We start from the raw sequence: 14,813 nt of genomic DNA, 5'->3' as shown, positions 1-14,813 counted from the left end.
GCCAGTCATTGACGAAAGTGAACACGGTCAGCGTTTGGCTACCTTGATGCCGGTCGCCTCGATGTCCCAGGTGGATGCCGTCTTGCCTTCATCGCGCAGCTGATACTTCAGGATGCGGCCTTGCGGGTTTTTCGGCAGCGTCTCGCGAAACTCGATGTAGCGCGGCAGGGCGTAATATGGAACGGCGTCGGTAGCCCAGTGGAACAGGGTCTCGGCGGTGAGCGCGGCACCCGGCTTCAGAATGGCGGTGACTTTGACATCGTCCTCGCCTTTGTCCGATGGCACGGCATGGACCGCGACCTCGGCGATATCGGGGTGGCGTGCAAAGGCCGACTCCATCTCGAAGCTGGAAATATTTTCGCCGCGGCGGCGCAAATAGTCTTTTTTGCGGTCTACGAAATAGAAGAATCCATCGTCGTCGAACTTGCCTATATCTCCGGTATGGAACCACATGTTGCGCATCAGCTTCAGCGTCTCCTCGGGGCGGCGCCAGTAGCCCATGAACATGATGTCCGGTCGCAGCGGACGGCAGACGATTTCGCCCGGCGTATTGGCCGGCAGCTCGCGGTCGAGATCGTCGACGATTCGCACGTCGAAGTCGGCTATGCGCTTGCCGGACGACCCCGGCGCCGCGTATTCACCACCCGGCAGCGAGGTGATCACGCACGCTTCCGTGAGGCCGTAACCGTTGCCACCGACCTGTCTGGCGCCGAAACGCTCGCGCCAGACCTTCTTGTTCTCTTCTGTGAACGGATTGCCGCGCACGGTATGAATCTGGCCGAAGCAGCGCTTTGCCGCTTCGTGATCCGGCGCATTGGCGAGCAGGCCGCCCATGCCGCCGAGAATCGACGCAATGGTTGCGCCGCTGCGCTCGACTTCGGGCCAGAAATTGGATACCGAGAAACGCGGAATGATCGCCACGCGCGCGCCGACCAGAATATTCGACAGGATGCCCACTGCCAGCGCGTTCATGTGAAACAGCGGCAGCGGCGTGATCGTCACGTCGTCGGCGCTCGCGGGGCCGGCGCGCAATTGCAGGCGCGCCAGATTGCACATGAAGTTGTAGCTGATCATGCAGCCCTTGGACGGTCCGGTGGTGCCGGATGTATAAATGAGACTGGCGAGGTCCCAGGGGTTCGGCTTGCGCTCGAAGGGTGTGTCGTCATGACCGCGATGAGCGTCCAGCGGCGCCAGCGGCAACGGTCCGCAGGTGGTGGCGGTGACGGCGGCGCCCACATCGGTGCCCACATCGGTGCTGCGATACAGCACCTGCTTCACTTCGGACAATTGCGCCGCCACGGCGGCGACCCGCTCGAGATAGTCGGCTTCGCAGATCACGAGCGGCGCGCCGGCATCGGCGATCTGATGGCGCAGGAATTCGCCGCGCAATGCCGTGTTGATCGGCACGCTGACGGCGCAGAGTTTGTTGACCGCGAGCCACGAGATCACGGCGTCGACGTTGTTATCGAGCATCGTGACGACGGTTTGCCCCGCCTGAACCCCGAGCGATGCCAGCGAGTGGGCGAGGCGCGTGGAAAGACGGTCGACGTCCGCGTAGGTGTAGAGCGCACCCGAAAAGTCGAGCAAAACCCGGTCAGGATGCGCCGCGACGGCGCGCTCGAGTGCGGCGATAACGGTGTCCTGTTCGCCGGGAGACCACGTCTCTGCTCTTCCCATACCAGCCATATCAACCTCTCCGAAAATGAACTGGGTGTGAACCGGGCGGCTTGCCCGAAAATTCTAACCCGAGAATTGAATTCTAGTGTTTGTATTTCGATCCTGATCTGCGGGGAAACCCGCACACTTTTCTAAAAACTGATCAACTTATGACCAAGCAGACCACTTCATCGAAAGGCGGCACGTCGAAGATTGCTGTCGAACAAGCGGCGAAGAAACGCGCCGTTGCCGAGAGGAGCAGCAAGAGCACCGCGCAGTCGGTAGTGCCTGCGCCAACGGCACGCAAGAGCCGCGTGCCTGCCGTGCAAGCTGCGCCTCCAGCGCCTGCCGCCGCACCCGCTGCAGCCGCAGCACCCCCGCGCCGCCGGCGCAGTAATCGCCGCTCCGAGCAGACCATCGACAATATCTTTGCGGCGACCGAAAAGGTTGTGCTGGAGTCGGGTGCGGACCGTATTTCCATTCTTGAAGTGTGCGAAACGGCGGGCGTTTCGCGGGGCACGTTTTACCGTTATTTCGCCTCGCAGGATGAACTGCTCGAAGCATTTTCGCGCCACAAAAGAGAGAACTTCCACAAGTCACTGGCCGAACTGCTGGTGCGTTATCAGGATCCGGACGAGCGTTTCGATGTCGTCCTCAACTACCTGCAGGACTACCTCGACGCGGGCAATTCCCGGCGCATGCTGCTGGTCGCTCCGGAGTTCGCACTGCGCTTTTTCAAGCGCATCTTTCACGACGCCGTGGTGCGCTTTCAGGACTTGCTCTCACCGGTGTTCGACGCGTGGGACGAACGTCTGGGCGTGAAACTCGATCGCGAACTGATCTGCGATCTGCTGATCCGTTTCGTCATGAGCGAACACCTCGTGTCGAGCGAGTCCGAGCGGGGCGCAATGCAGCGCCGTATCGGCCGTCTCATCGATTCGATCCGCTTCGGCGGCGTCACGCGGGCGCGCCGCTGAACGTATGACGTACACGCACAGCTTCCGGCAACCGCTTTACCGTTGGCTTTTTCGCCGGGTCCGATACGTTGCGGTGCAGGAATCAGTGGCGACAGCGGGAAAGCGGACCGAAGGCAAGCATTGAGGAGCGCGCGTAAACGTTAATTTGAACACATTTGCATTAAGTGACTAATATTGGCATGATGTCGAACAGTCTGATCTGCTTCGCGCATCTGGCTTTCGTGCGTCCGGGTGTTGGTGAATCGCAGACAGGTCTATCCCACATCTGCGCCGTCGAGCGCCAGGAGACATCATGCTCATCGACCTTCACGCCCATGCTCCGCATCCCGGCTACTACAACCAGCACCCCCACTGGGGCCCGTTCTTCGAACAGCACGAGGACGGCGACGTCAAGCTGCGGGTGGGCGACTGGATCCTGACGCTCGGTTCACCGGAGCGCAAAGCAGCCGTGCGGTCCGGCAAAGGGCTGAAACTCGACGAATACTTCGCGCGCTGGGCCAATCCGAATGTGCGTCTCGCCGGCATGGATGCCGCCGGCCAGAATGCCCAGGTGGTGTCAGTGCCGTCGCATTGCTACATGTACTGGGCAGAAGCGGATTTTTCGGTGCGCTACGCGAAGAAGGTCAACGACACGCTCGCTGAATACTGTTCCGCCGCGCCCGATCGTCTGATGTTCTGGGCACATGCGCCGCTGAACGTCCCGGAGGAGGCCGCGAAGGAAATCCGCCGCGCGTGCGGCGAGCTCGGTGCGAAAGGACTCGTGGCGGGCGGCGCCAATTTCGGCGGCCTTGAATTCGATTCGCCGGAACTCGATCCGGTCTGGCGGGCGCTGTGCGATCTCGACCTGCCGATGTTCATCCACGGATACAACCAGTCGGTCACGTGGGGCAAGAAGGCCAACGAGGACCGCTACGAGACCACGGCGATCGTCGGTATGCAGTACGACGAAACGCGCTGCTTCTGGAACCTGATCTGCGGCGGTGTATTCGACCGCTTTCCGGATCTCAAGGTGTACATCACGCACGGCGGCGGCTACGTGCCGTACCAGCTCGGCCGCCTTGCGCAATGTAATGCCAATCTCGACTTCGCGCACAACACGAAACCGGTGCTCGAGTACCTGAAGAACTTCTATTTCGACGTCGAGTTGCATGAAGTGCCGATGCGCCAGGCGCTGATCGACATCATCGGCGCGGACCGGATTCTGTACGGCAGCAACTTCGGCGGCAGCGATGCGGTGCGTCACGATCTCACCGATGGTCTGCGTTTGTCTGCTGAAGACCTGCAAAAGATTCGCTGGCAGAACGCCTGCAAGCTGCTGCATCTCGATCCGGCGAAGATCGGTGTGCCGGCGCCGAAACAGGCGGTGAGCGCATGAAACTCGCGCGCTGCACGGACGGTGGCGTGCCGTTTTGGGCCGTCGTGGATACGGAACGCGACGAAGCGACCCCGATCGCCGGCTCATTTGCGCAATGGGCGCCTGCACTCACCGCAAGACCGGAGGAAGGCGCCGCCGCGCTCAAGCTGGCAGGTGCGCCGCGCAAGCTGGGCGAGTTGCGCCTGCTGCCGCCGGCTGAGCGCGGCAATCGCGTGGTCGTCGCCGGCGCCAACTATGCGAAGCACCTGAATGCCGACTTCGGCATGAAAAGCCATAGTCAGCCGGTGGCGTTCCTGAAGGCATACGGTGCGTTGATCGGCGCGCACGATCCGATTCGCTATCCACCGCTGACCCGAGAACTCGACCATGAAGTTGAACTGGTCGCCGTGATTGGTGCGCAGCGGGTGGACCGTGACGATCCTCTCACTAGCGTGCTGGGTTACACCGTGGGCAACGACGTCAGCGCGCGCGATCTGCAACGCAGCGGGCCGCCGGGCGTCGGAATGGATCTGTTCGCTGCGAAGAGCCAGGATCGTTCGACGGGTCTCGGTCCCTGGATCGTCACCCGTGATGAATTCGCGGCCGGCAGTCCGGCCTTGCGCATGATCCTGAAAGTGAACGGCGACACGCGTCAGGACGCGTCCTCGGGAGAGATGACGTGGGACGTGGCGGCGCTGGTGCGCTTCGTCGACGAGCGCTCGAGCTTCGAGGCGGGGGACGTGCTGTTCACGGGCTCGCCGGAGGGCACGGGCCAGGGTACGGGCCGCTTTCTGAATCCTGGCGACGTGGTGGAAGCCTCGATAGAAGGCATCGGTATCCTGCGCAACGTCGTATCGGCAAACGAATCAGCATGAAGGAGGCAGTGGCATGACTTTGAAAAACAACAAGGTGGTCGTGGTCGGTGCGGGTCTGATGGGCACTGGCATCGCACATGCGTTTGCGAGTTCGGGGTTCAGCACGACACTTGTCGACATGGACGAAAATGCGTTGGAACGCGCCCACAAAGGCATTGGCAAGATTCTCGACGACGGTGTGCGGCTCGGTAAATTCCAGGTCACCGCAGCCGATGCCGCCAAGGCGCGGCTCGCCATCAAAACCGACCTCGCTGCCGCTGCGGACGGTGCGCATCTGCTGATCGAAACAGTGTCGGAGAAACTGGCGGTCAAGCAGGCGGTCGTCGCGCATGCTGCAGACGTGATGGCCGACGGCGCGCTCTACGCGACCAATACGTCGGCGCTCAGCGTAACCGAGATCGCCACAGCGGTCACGCATCCGGAACGCGTGATCGGCATGCATTTCTTCAATCCCGTGCACAAGATGAAGCTGGTCGAACTGGTGCGCGGCCTTGCCACCAGCGACGAAACCCTGGCGCTGACACGCGAGTATGCGGATGCGATCGGCAAGACGTCGATCATCGTCAACGAATCGCCCGGTTTGACGACGAGCCGCATGTCCGCACTCGCGGGCAACGAGGCGATGTGGATGTTGCAGGAGGGCGCGGCCAGTGCAGAGGATATCGACACCGCGCTGCGCCTCGGCTTCAATCATCCGATGGGACCGCTCGAACTTGGCGATCTTACCGGCTGGGACACGCGCCTGTCAGTGTTGAGGTATCTTCATCAGACGCTCGGCGACAAGTTTCGCCCGTGCCCCCTGATCATCAAGATGGTGGCTGCGGGGCGCCTCGGCCGCAAGACCGGCCATGGCGTGTATCGCTACGAAGACGGTCAGCGGGTGCCTGGGTCGGGTCTGAAGGGGAGTTCGCTATGAGCAGCGATGTCGTGATCGTCGGTGCGGCGCGCACCCCGATCGGCAGGTTTCGCGGCTCGCTCGCCGGCGTGCGCGCCGATCATCTTGGCGCGCACGTAATCGATGAACTGGTCAAGCGTGTCGGACTCGCACCCGCCGTCGTCAACGACGTGATTTTCGGTTGCGTCACGCAGATTGGCGAGCAGTCGGCCAATATCGCGCGCACGTCGCTGCTTGGCGCGGGGTGGCCGGACAGCATTCCTGGTCTCACCATCGACCGCAAATGCGGCTCGGGCGAAGAAGCGGTGCACGTCGCCGCCGGCCTGATTGCATTCGGTGCGGCTGAAGTAGTGGTGGCCGGTGGCGCGGAAAACATGAGCCGCGTGCCAATGGGCAGCAATCGCGATCTGCATGGCGAAGCGTTCGGCTGGATGGCGAGCGAAAGGTACGAGCTGACGAGCCAGGGCGAGGCAGCCGAGCGTCTGTGCGACGCGTGGGAGCTCGGGCGCGAACAGCTCGACGCGTTTGCCGTGGAGAGCCATCGGCGCGCGGCGGCCGCGGCAGCGGAAGGCTGGTTTGCTCGCGAGATCGTCCCGGTGCCGGTACAACGTCTGCGCGAGAAATCGCAGGAAGGCGACGCGGCGCTTTTTTCCGCGGACGAAACGATTCGTCCCGGCACCCACGCCGAAAAACTGGCGACGTTGAAGACAAGTTTTCGTAGCGTTGGGCGGCTGACGGCCGGCAATTCGTCGCAGATATCGGATGGTGCGTCGGGCTTGTTGCTGATGTCCGCTGCCAAAGCGAAGGCGCTCGGGGTGAGGGCGCGGGCACGCGTGCGAGCGGTTGCCACCGTCGGCGCCGATCCGACGTTGATGCTCACCGGTCCGATTGCCGCGACGCGTGACGTGCTGGCGAAGGCCGGGCTCGGGATCGACGATATCGATCTGTTCGAGGTTAACGAGGCCTTTGCGTCCGTGCCGCTCGTATGGATGAAAGAACTCGGCGTGCCGCATGCGAAGCTGAATGTGAACGGCGGGGCGATCGCGCTCGGCCATCCACTGGGCGCGAGCGGGGCGCGCATCATGACCTCGATGCTGCATGAACTGGAACGCCGTGGCGCGCGTTATGGCTTGCAGGCGATCTGCTGTGCGGGCGGGCTGGGGACGGCGACGATTATCGAGCGGCTCGACTAAAGCGCATGCCGGCATGCCGAGCGGAATTCCGGAAAGCAAACGGCGCGCCATAACGGGCGCGCCGTTTTTCATTCGGCTAGTTAAGCGACTGACATCAGCAACTGAAATCAGTCAGCTCCACACTTACTTCGCGAGTTCCGCATCGATCGCCGCCACGAGGCGCGGATCGTCCGCCGCCACATCCGGCGCAAAACGCGCGACCACCTCACCCCGGCGGTTCAGCAGGAATTTTTCGAAATTCCATAGCACTTCAACCGGATCACCCGATTCGATGCCATAGCCTTTCAGACGCTCACGAAACGGACCGTCGCCGATGGCCGACGGCTGCGCGCCCGTCAGTGCGGCATATAGCGGATGCTTGTCTTCACCCGTCACTGAGATCTTCGAGAACAGCGGGAAGTGCACGTCGTAGCTGGTCGAGCAGAACGATTTGATCTCTTCGTCCGAGCCCGGCTCCTGACCCTTGAAATTGTTGGCCGGGAACCCCAGCACTTCAAGTCCGGATTCACGCTTGTCCTGATAGAGGCTTTCCAAGCCCGTGTACTGCGGCGTTAGCCCGCATTTCGACGCTACATTGACGACTAGCAGCACCTTGCCGCGATACTGCGCGAGATTGCTGGGCGTGCCGTCGATAGTCTTGACGGGAATATCGTAAATCGATGTGCTCATTGCGAGTCCTCTGGTTGCAGACAGAAAAAAAGCGCTGATCTGCACTGTACGTGATTCTGTTCGATCGTGTGTGGCGTGCTTTCAGGCGAGCACCTATTGCTTGATAAAGTAGCGCACGAATAGCTGGCCGCCCGTGAAGCGAAAGAGCTCGACTGTTTCGATCACGCGTTCGGTGCCGACCACGACATTCCGCACGTAGCAGGCAGCTTCGTTGCCGTTGATGATCTTCGCCACCGGTTCGGCGCGGATATTCGCCCGCTGGTTCTCCCACATATGCTCGAGGACCGGCCAACCGTCTTGTGGCGGCCGGCCGATATATTCGATCGTGAGTCCTGCGGGCGCGATGCGTCTGTAAGCATCGAAGAATGCAGTCTTGTCGCCGGCGTTCCAGTGTTCGGTCTGGTCGTGGAGGAAGGCTGCGATGGATTCGGTGGTTTCGGTAGATGACATGGTCGCTTCGCTTGAAAGGAACGCACCGTGGTGCGTCAAAGACGCTTCAAAAACGCATCGGACACACGTCAAAGTTCCGCGCCGCGCACGTTGCGCGCCGTGCCGTTGCGCCGGTCGGATTCGCCCCAGCCGAGCCAGCGGTCCGGCTCGCGCGTGTCGCCGACGCGGCGCCAGCGACCTTCCTGCTGCGCAGTAATTGGAAAGCCACCGACAAAGTCGATCATCTCGCCTTTCGGGCAGGGCAGATATTCCCATTCTTCATGCCCGTCGAGCACGATGTGCGCGCTGTCGACAAAGTAACTGCCGTCCTTGTGTGTGACGCTGCCTTCGATATCGGTGGTGGTGCGGATTTCGCCCTTGTGGTTCTGGAAAATCGCGTAACCAAGATTATCGTGACCGACCATGAAGGAGCCCGCGTCCCACGTGCCGTCCTTGTAGACGGTCGCGAACGACCACCAGATCACATGCATCTTGTTGTTGACGATCAGGTCCTTCTTGAAGTGGATCGCGCCGCCTTCGGCCATATACGCCTGGTCGAAACACATCAAGCCTTTGACCTTCCGGCCGTCGCAGGTACCGGCGATATCGTAGATCTGCGAGACATAGAACGTGCCCCATTCCGAGCCCGGCAGATACCATTGCATGCCCTGACCGAGCAGGGGGCCGTTCAGATCGAACAAGCCATCCTCGCGCCAGCTCAGGCGTTCACCGGATGCCGTCAATTGCCATGCGGCACCCGGCTCTCCTTCGAGGCTCGACCAGCAGGCTGTATCGCCGTCGAGCCAGCGCCTGGGGAACAGCGTCATCGCGCGCGGCTCGATGCGCGACTTGTCGATGCGTAGATGCTGGCCGTCCACCTGTGTCGACAGGTAGACGAATCTGGTCGGATTCGGCGTGCTGCCGGGTTCGTTGACAGCGCGCACGAATGCATAGATTTCGCCGTCTTCGTCGCGTACGCAGCCGAACGGCATGCCTTTGGTTAGTTGCAGTCCGTAAAAACCGCGCAGATCGTGCATCGCGCGGCCGCTCACTTTATGCGGCGCGACGAGTGTCTGAAAAGTAAAATCGCCGCGCTCGGGAACCGTGTTGAAGTGCTTCATGATTTTTTCGAGAAAATTCGTGCGGTAAGGACGCGCAAGGTGCAAGCGCGTCGCTAGGAACGCGAAGTCAGTGCCGGAGTCAGTCCCAGATGACCGGCACAGACTTCGCTCCACGCAACTGGGCGCCGGCGATTTTCGGTGCGGGCTTGCTGGGATCCAGCCGCACATTCGGGAACAGGTCCAGAATCGCATTCACCGCGCACTGCAATTCCACCTTGGCGACAAACTGGCCGATACACATATGCGTGCCGAAACCGAAGCCGAAAGAAGGCTTGGGTTTGCGGTCGATGTCGAAGGTGTCGGGATTGGCGAAAGCATCTTCGTCTCGGTTCGCGGACATCACCATGCACTGCACCAGCGCGCCCTTGGGGACCTTTACGCCGTGGATCTCAACGTCGCGCGCCGCTTGCCGAACCTTGAAGGTCGCAACCGGTTCGAAACGCACGGCTTCGTCGATCAGGCGCGATATCAGTGTGCGATCGTTGCGTACGCGCTCGACTAATTCCGGACGCTCGAGCAGCAGCGCCATGACCGAGCTGAAGGTGCGCGTGGTGGTCTCGCCAGCCGCGGGCAGCAGGGAGCGCACGAAGGTGGTCACTTCGTGGTCGTCGAGCATGTGGCCTTCGTACTCCGCGCGCATGAGGCGGCTGATCAGATCGTCGCCGTGGGCGCCTTCCGCGCGGCGCTGCACCACGACTTCTTTTACCGCGTCGTAGAGGTGTTTGACGGCCGCTCCGGCAAGCGGCCCGTAAATCCTGATCTTCTCCGGGTCGATCTGATTGCCGGCCACCATCGAAAGCGCCCATGTCGCATATTGATTGAAGCGCGCGGTGTCGTCGGTCGGGAAACCCATCAGCGCATACATCTCGCGAATCGGAAAGTACAGGCCGAAGTCCATCAGTTCGGCCTGCTTCTTCGGCACCAGCGGCTCGAGAAAATCCTGACGGATCACACGGTCGAGTTCGGGCCGCCAGCGGTTCACCGTCTCCGGCATGAATACAGGCTGCAACAGGCCTCGCGCGCGGCGGTGAGCGTCGCCGTCCATCGCCAGCACGATCAGGCCGTCGAAGAAGGCACCGAGACCCTCGGCGATGAAGCCGTTAGTGAAGGTCGTGGCATCCCGCATCACGGCCATCACATCCTGATACTTGAAGAGCGTCACTGCGCATTGCGCCGCTTTGGCGCCCGCATTGGTCGGTACGCCGAGCCGTGTGGCGACGAAATCGCCCTGCATGACGGGTTGCGTATGGCGCATTTCGCGGCAAAGCGCCTGTAAATCTATGTCAGGGCCGCGGAAGGTGTCGGAGACGGCGTGATAGGCCGCCTCCAGATCGAGCGTGAGGTCTTCGTGCGTGGGTGCGTTCATGTGTCTCCTCATGGGTCTTCTTGCGGCCCTGCTGCCGGACGCGGTAAGGGGCAATGGGGCCTCGTGACGTGAGCGGACGTGGTGTCCGTCTTGCTGTGCAGCTTAGCGAGCAATGACCGTGCTGTCCGCCGGGTTCGTTTGACGCGTCGTAAAACCGGACGCGATACGGGTTCGTCGCTATAGGCACGGCTGTCCTGAACGGCTTATATAGACATGTTGCGTCGAAATGTTCACATCAAGGTCGGGATGTCGTACGCTCAAATGCTGGACCCGAACGTCTCTGATCTCTACGCCATCGCTGGCGGCGGCGAGCTGGTGCGGCGCGAGCGCATGGCGCCGCACCATCTGTCGGTGGATGCGCATCTCACCACGCCGTCGATCGAGGTCAATGTGCGCACGTTTACGCTCGACGGCCCGCTCGATGCGGTATTCCGTCCGTCGATGGGCTATCTGGATCTGTCACTCGATTCGCGCGAACGCGGCGCATGCGGCGCATTTCGCGGTGCCGCCGGCGAAACGGCATTTGGCAGGTTGGGCGAGAGCGTGCTCGTACCGCCCGGTCAGACCTTTCATGTGCGCTGTGACTCGATGCAACGGCGCGTGGTCTGCTGCATGTTCGAGCCCGCGCGTTTCGATCAACTGCGCGACTGGCAATGGGACGCCGGCCGGCTCGAACTGTGCCGCGATTTGCGGGTGGCGCAAGTACGCGACGCGATGCTGCAACTGGCCGGTGAAGCGCTCAGTCCAGGCTTTGCCGGCGCGGTGCTCGCCGAAAGTCTGGTGATGTCGGCGCTTGTGCATATCGTGCGGCATATTCGCGGCATGGATCCGCGAGCGAACCAGGCTGAGGGCAGCAAGCTCGCGCCGTGGCAGTTGCGCCTGATCCGCGAGCGCGTCGAGGACGCGTATGGACCATCGCCCGGTGTGATCGAACTGGCACACGCATGCCGTATCAGCGCGCGGCACCTGTCACGCACTTTCAGGAACAGCACCGGCGTGACGTTGAGCGCGTTTATCGCCGATGCGCGCATCCGCCAGGCCAAAGGACGGCTGGCCGATCCCGACGTGCTGATCAAAACGGTGGCATACGAATGCGGCTTCACCAGCGCCGCGGCATTCGGCGCGGCATTTCGCAAGGTCACCGGCCGTACGCCGCGCGCCTATCGACTCGATCTGTTGGGCTTGCGTACGGCGCCTGGGCACGACATGGCCGTTCGACGATAGTTTGACCGCACAGCGCGACAACTAGAGGTTCTGTTCGGCGGCGCGTTTTCATAGCATTCAGATGCGCACCGCGAATCATTCCGAGCGCGGTTCGAATAGCCCAGACAGCCCGAATGGAGACACCATGTCCACGCTGTATACGCAGCTCCTCGCTGATCCCGCAGCACTCGTCACCGCGTGTTATGACGATGCCTTCCGTTTCACCCAGCAGCAGATTCACGATATACAACTGAGCGGCGCACGCCGGCGGTTCGGCGAAATGCGCGCAAAAATTCCGGTGCTTGAACGTCTCGCCGCCGAACAGGGCATCGATACGATCGAGCGCATCGACGACGTCGCGCCGTTGCTGTTTGCGCACACGGTGTACAAGTCGTATCCGCTGTCGTATCTCGAACGCGGCCAGTTCGACAAACTCACGCGCTGGCTCAACGGTTTGACCACGGAAGATCTGAGCCACGTCGACGCATCGGGCATCAAGCTGATCGACGACTGGATCGATCTGCTCGACGCGCAAACGAATCTGCGCGTGTTCCATACCTCGGGCACCACGGGCAAGCTGTCTTTTCTGCCGCGCACCGATCGGGAGTGGCGCCAGAACATCACGCTATCGGCGAACCGCATTCGCGACTGGCGCGGTCCGGGCACCGGTCCCGATCTGATCGCCAACCCACGCCCGTTGATTGCGCCGACTTATCGCAAGGGTGCGAGCGCGGCGGCTCGCGGCAGCGGTTATCAGATCGAGATGTACGCGGGCGGCGAGCACAACGCATTGTTCATGTATCCCGACGCGCGTTTTTCCGCGGATGTCGCCTCGCTATCGGGCCGTCTCGCGGCAGCCGAGGCACAAGGAGAACTCGGCTCGCTGCATATCTCCGAGGCATTGCTGGCCAAACGCGACGAACTCGTGCAAGTGGAGCGCGAACGTCCGGAGCAGTTGCGCAAGTTCTTCGCCGAAGCGATCGGCCGATTTGCCGGTCGCGACGTCTACATGGGCGCAGTCTGGACGATCCTGTACGACACCGCAGCCGAAGGTCTCGCCCGAGGTGCCCGTCAGGTATTCGCCAATGGCAGCGTCCTGCACACGGGCGGCGGCAAGAAAGGCAAGAACATGCCTGATAACTGGCGCGAGCAACTGGTCGAGTTTCTCGGCTTCGATAATTTCTACGAGTTTTACGGCTGCAGCGAACAGATGGGTTTTTGCATGCGCTGCGAGGTAGGCCACTATCACGTACCGCCCACCACCATCGCGTTCCTGCTCGATCCGGCGACCGGCAAACCGCTACCTCGCAAAGACGGCTTGACGGGGCGCTTCGCTTCACTCGATCTGCTGCCGGGCACGTACTGGGCGGGCCTCGTAACCGGCGACGAAATCACGCTGCATGGTTACGAGAAACCCTGCAAGTGCGGCCGTGGCGGCCCTTATCTGCTGGCCGCGATTCGCCGCTATAGCGAGAAGGAAGGTGGTGACGACAAGGTGATCTGCGCCGGCGCACCAGCGGCGCACGATGAAGCACTGAACTTCCTGACTGAACTTTCGGAGTAAGTCGCTCATGAGCACTTCCTACAACGTGCCGCTGATCATTCGCGGCAAGCTCATCGAAGGCGCCGCATTGACATTTGGCGGCCGTCGCGGCGGCGTTTCTTTTACAGCACCGGACCTGAGCCGCCACATCGACGAGCTGACTCTGCGTGCGCCGTCGCAGATGGCCGACCTGTACACGCTGAGTCTCGAGCAGATCGTCGACTATCTGGTCGAACTTGGCCAACACCTCAATTTTGCCGACAACCGTCATTTGCAGCAGGCCTTCGAACTGTCTTGCGCTACGTCCGGGCTCTCGGAAAGCATTCTGCGCTTTCACTACACACGCACGCCCCGTCTTTTTCAACGCGACGAGTTGTACAACATCGTCGCACGTTCAGTCGGTGCCGAGTATCTGGAAGGCTGGGTCGAGCAGCCGGGCAGTCTGCCGGGCGTCACAGCGCGCACCCGTGCATTCGGCGCGCGCTGTGTTCACGTGATTGCGGGCAATGCGCCGGTGGTCGCGGTGCTGACGCTGATTCGCAACGCGCTCACACGTTCCGACGCGATTATCAAGGCGCCGTCGAACGATCCGCTGACATCGATGGCGCTGGCTCGCACGATGATCGACATGGCACCCGATCATCCGTTGACGAAACATCTGAGCGTGGCTTACTGGAAAGGAGGCGATGAAGCAGTAGAGCGGCATATCTACGATCCACGCAAGGTCGAAAAGCTGATTGCATGGGGCGGCTTCGATTCGGTCAAGCATATCACGCGCTATCTGCAGCCTGGCCTCGACCTGATCACGCTCGATCCGAAACTGAGCGGCACCATCATCGGCCGCGAAGCTTTCGCCGACGAGACGACGCTGACTAGCGTGGCGACGCGCCTGGCGCTCGACGTCGGCGCGCAGAACCAGGAGGCCTGCGTAAGCGCGCGCGTGATCTACGTGCAGTCGGGCACTGATGACGCCGGTCTCGCGCGGTGCGCAAAGCTTGCCGAACTCACGTTTGCAGCACTGCAGAGCTTGCCCGAGAATCTTTCCACGCCCCATAAGGCGTTTGATCCGCTGCTGAAAGAAGAACTCGACGGCATTCGTATGATCGGGGACGACTACACGGTCTTCGGCGGCAGAAGCAATGAAGGCGCCTTGATTGTCTCGCGCGACGGCGCGCCGGTCAGCTTTTCGCGCATCCTTGGTTGCCGCGTGGGCAATCTGGTGCCGATCGACGAGATCGACACCGCCGTGCGTTCGGTCAACGCTTATACGCAGACCATCGGCATCTTTCCAGAAACGCTCAAACATACGTTGCGCGACCGGCTCGCATATCAGGGAGCGCAACGGCTGGTGTCGCTAGGGGCGGCCGCTACCTTGCAGCACAACCTCGACCGGCAGGATGCGATTGAACCGATTCGTCGCACCGTGAAATGGGTCACTGAAGAGACGGCCGATCCGAGGTTGGTGGAATCTCTAGCGGGCTAAGCGAGGTCGCGCCGCGACGGCGCGATCAAGTTCACACGAAGGAAGGAAA

General features: G+C 61.6%; 13 protein-coding genes. 8 read left to right on the top strand and 5 right to left on the bottom strand.

Features of this window, described 5'->3' with window-relative positions; translation table 11 throughout:
- Positions 1-27 precede the first annotated feature (27 nt).
- A complete protein-coding gene (locus ACAX43_RS13760; protein ID WP_370708947.1) occupies positions 28-1,686 on the bottom strand; it encodes an ATP-dependent acyl-CoA ligase in 1,659 nt (552 codons plus the stop codon).
- 140 nt (positions 1,687-1,826) lie between these two features.
- Here ACAX43_RS13760 and ACAX43_RS13755 point away from each other — a divergent pair, with 140 nt between their 5' ends.
- The 5 genes from ACAX43_RS13755 to ACAX43_RS13735 all read left to right on the top strand — a co-directional run bounded on the left by ACAX43_RS13755 (position 1,827) and on the right by ACAX43_RS13735 (position 6,950).
- Complete coding sequence (locus ACAX43_RS13755; RefSeq protein ID WP_370708946.1) at positions 1,827-2,633, top strand: TetR/AcrR family transcriptional regulator; 807 nt, start codon at positions 1,827-1,829, stop codon at positions 2,631-2,633.
- A 292-nt stretch (positions 2,634-2,925) separates the two neighbouring features.
- Entirely contained in the window at positions 2,926-4,008 is a 1,083-nt protein-coding gene (locus tag ACAX43_RS13750) for an amidohydrolase family protein (RefSeq protein ID WP_370708945.1), read from the top strand.
- On the top strand, positions 4,005-4,862 hold the full coding sequence (locus ACAX43_RS13745) for a fumarylacetoacetate hydrolase family protein (protein ID WP_370708944.1): 858 nt from the start codon (positions 4,005-4,007) through the stop codon (positions 4,860-4,862). The genes ACAX43_RS13750 and ACAX43_RS13745 overlap by 4 nt, the downstream gene beginning before the upstream one ends.
- 13 nt (positions 4,863-4,875) lie before the next feature.
- On the top strand, positions 4,876-5,778 hold the full coding sequence (locus ACAX43_RS13740) for a 3-hydroxyacyl-CoA dehydrogenase (protein ID WP_370708943.1): 903 nt from the start codon (positions 4,876-4,878) through the stop codon (positions 5,776-5,778).
- Positions 5,775-6,950 carry an acetyl-CoA C-acyltransferase gene (locus tag ACAX43_RS13735; protein ID WP_370708942.1) on the top strand — a complete coding sequence of 392 codons (1,176 nt, stop codon included), beginning with the start codon at positions 5,775-5,777 and terminating at the stop codon, positions 6,948-6,950. Before ACAX43_RS13740 ends, ACAX43_RS13735 begins: the two co-directional genes overlap by 4 nt.
- Before the next feature lie 123 nt (positions 6,951-7,073).
- Here ACAX43_RS13735 and ACAX43_RS13730 read toward each other — a convergent pair whose 3' ends face one another.
- From ACAX43_RS13730 to ACAX43_RS13715, 4 genes are all read right to left on the bottom strand, one after another.
- Positions 7,074-7,619, bottom strand: a complete 546-nt coding sequence (locus tag ACAX43_RS13730; RefSeq protein ID WP_370708941.1) for a glutathione peroxidase — start codon at positions 7,617-7,619, stop codon at positions 7,074-7,076.
- 93 nt (positions 7,620-7,712) lie between these two features.
- Positions 7,713-8,069, bottom strand: a complete 357-nt coding sequence (locus ACAX43_RS13725) for a nuclear transport factor 2 family protein (RefSeq protein ID WP_370708940.1) — start codon at positions 8,067-8,069, stop codon at positions 7,713-7,715.
- A gap of 68 nt (positions 8,070-8,137) precedes the next feature.
- Positions 8,138-9,169 (bottom strand): hypothetical protein, encoded by a 1,032-nt coding sequence (locus tag ACAX43_RS13720; RefSeq protein WP_370708939.1) that lies wholly within the window; start codon positions 9,167-9,169, stop codon positions 8,138-8,140.
- A gap of 79 nt (positions 9,170-9,248) precedes the next feature.
- Complete coding sequence (locus tag ACAX43_RS13715; protein ID WP_370708938.1) at positions 9,249-10,535, bottom strand: cytochrome P450; 1,287 nt, start codon at positions 10,533-10,535, stop codon at positions 9,249-9,251.
- Between the two features lie 246 nt (positions 10,536-10,781).
- Between ACAX43_RS13715 and ACAX43_RS13710 the strand changes: the two genes are divergently transcribed.
- The 3 genes from ACAX43_RS13710 (at position 10,782) to ACAX43_RS13700 (ending at position 14,764) form a co-directional block, all read left to right on the top strand.
- Entirely contained in the window at positions 10,782-11,759 is a 978-nt protein-coding gene (locus ACAX43_RS13710) for a helix-turn-helix transcriptional regulator (RefSeq protein ID WP_370708937.1), read from the top strand.
- Between the two features lie 124 nt (positions 11,760-11,883).
- Positions 11,884-13,302, top strand: coding sequence for a hypothetical protein (locus ACAX43_RS13705; RefSeq protein ID WP_370708936.1), 1,419 nt, complete (start codon positions 11,884-11,886; stop codon positions 13,300-13,302).
- A gap of 7 nt (positions 13,303-13,309) precedes the next feature.
- Positions 13,310-14,764 (top strand): acyl-CoA reductase, encoded by a 1,455-nt coding sequence (locus ACAX43_RS13700; protein ID WP_370708935.1) that lies wholly within the window; start codon positions 13,310-13,312, stop codon positions 14,762-14,764.
- Positions 14,765-14,813 lie beyond the last annotated feature (49 nt).

Source organism: Paraburkholderia sp. IW21, from assembly GCF_041321145.1.
In the GTDB taxonomy this organism is placed as follows: domain Bacteria; phylum Pseudomonadota; class Gammaproteobacteria; order Burkholderiales; family Burkholderiaceae; genus Paraburkholderia.
The sequence above is the reverse complement of the archived record's forward strand: the minus strand, read 5'-3'. Positions and strand labels throughout refer to the sequence as shown.

Bases quoted from the DNA above. Each gene is read 5' to 3' on its own strand.
- ACAX43_RS13760 (WP_370708947.1), bottom strand. From the start codon at position 1,686: ATGGCTGGTATGGGAAGAGCAGAGACGTGGTCTCCCGGCGAACAGGAC.
- ACAX43_RS13755 (WP_370708946.1), top strand. From the start codon at position 1,827: ATGACCAAGCAGACCACTTCATCGAAAGGCGGCACGTCGAAGATTGCT.
- ACAX43_RS13750 (WP_370708945.1), top strand. From the start codon at position 2,926: ATGCTCATCGACCTTCACGCCCATGCTCCGCATCCCGGCTACTACAAC.
- ACAX43_RS13745 (WP_370708944.1), top strand. From the start codon at position 4,005: ATGAAACTCGCGCGCTGCACGGACGGTGGCGTGCCGTTTTGGGCCGTC.
- ACAX43_RS13740 (WP_370708943.1), top strand. From the start codon at position 4,876: ATGACTTTGAAAAACAACAAGGTGGTCGTGGTCGGTGCGGGTCTGATG.
- ACAX43_RS13735 (WP_370708942.1), top strand. From the start codon at position 5,775: ATGAGCAGCGATGTCGTGATCGTCGGTGCGGCGCGCACCCCGATCGGC.
- ACAX43_RS13730 (WP_370708941.1), bottom strand. From the start codon at position 7,619: ATGAGCACATCGATTTACGATATTCCCGTCAAGACTATCGACGGCACG.
- ACAX43_RS13725 (WP_370708940.1), bottom strand. From the start codon at position 8,069: ATGTCATCTACCGAAACCACCGAATCCATCGCAGCCTTCCTCCACGAC.
- ACAX43_RS13720 (WP_370708939.1), bottom strand. From the start codon at position 9,169: ATGAAGCACTTCAACACGGTTCCCGAGCGCGGCGATTTTACTTTTCAG.
- ACAX43_RS13715 (WP_370708938.1), bottom strand. From the start codon at position 10,535: ATGAACGCACCCACGCACGAAGACCTCACGCTCGATCTGGAGGCGGCC.
- ACAX43_RS13710 (WP_370708937.1), top strand. From the start codon at position 10,782: ATGTCGTACGCTCAAATGCTGGACCCGAACGTCTCTGATCTCTACGCC.
- ACAX43_RS13705 (WP_370708936.1), top strand. From the start codon at position 11,884: ATGTCCACGCTGTATACGCAGCTCCTCGCTGATCCCGCAGCACTCGTC.
- ACAX43_RS13700 (WP_370708935.1), top strand. From the start codon at position 13,310: ATGAGCACTTCCTACAACGTGCCGCTGATCATTCGCGGCAAGCTCATC.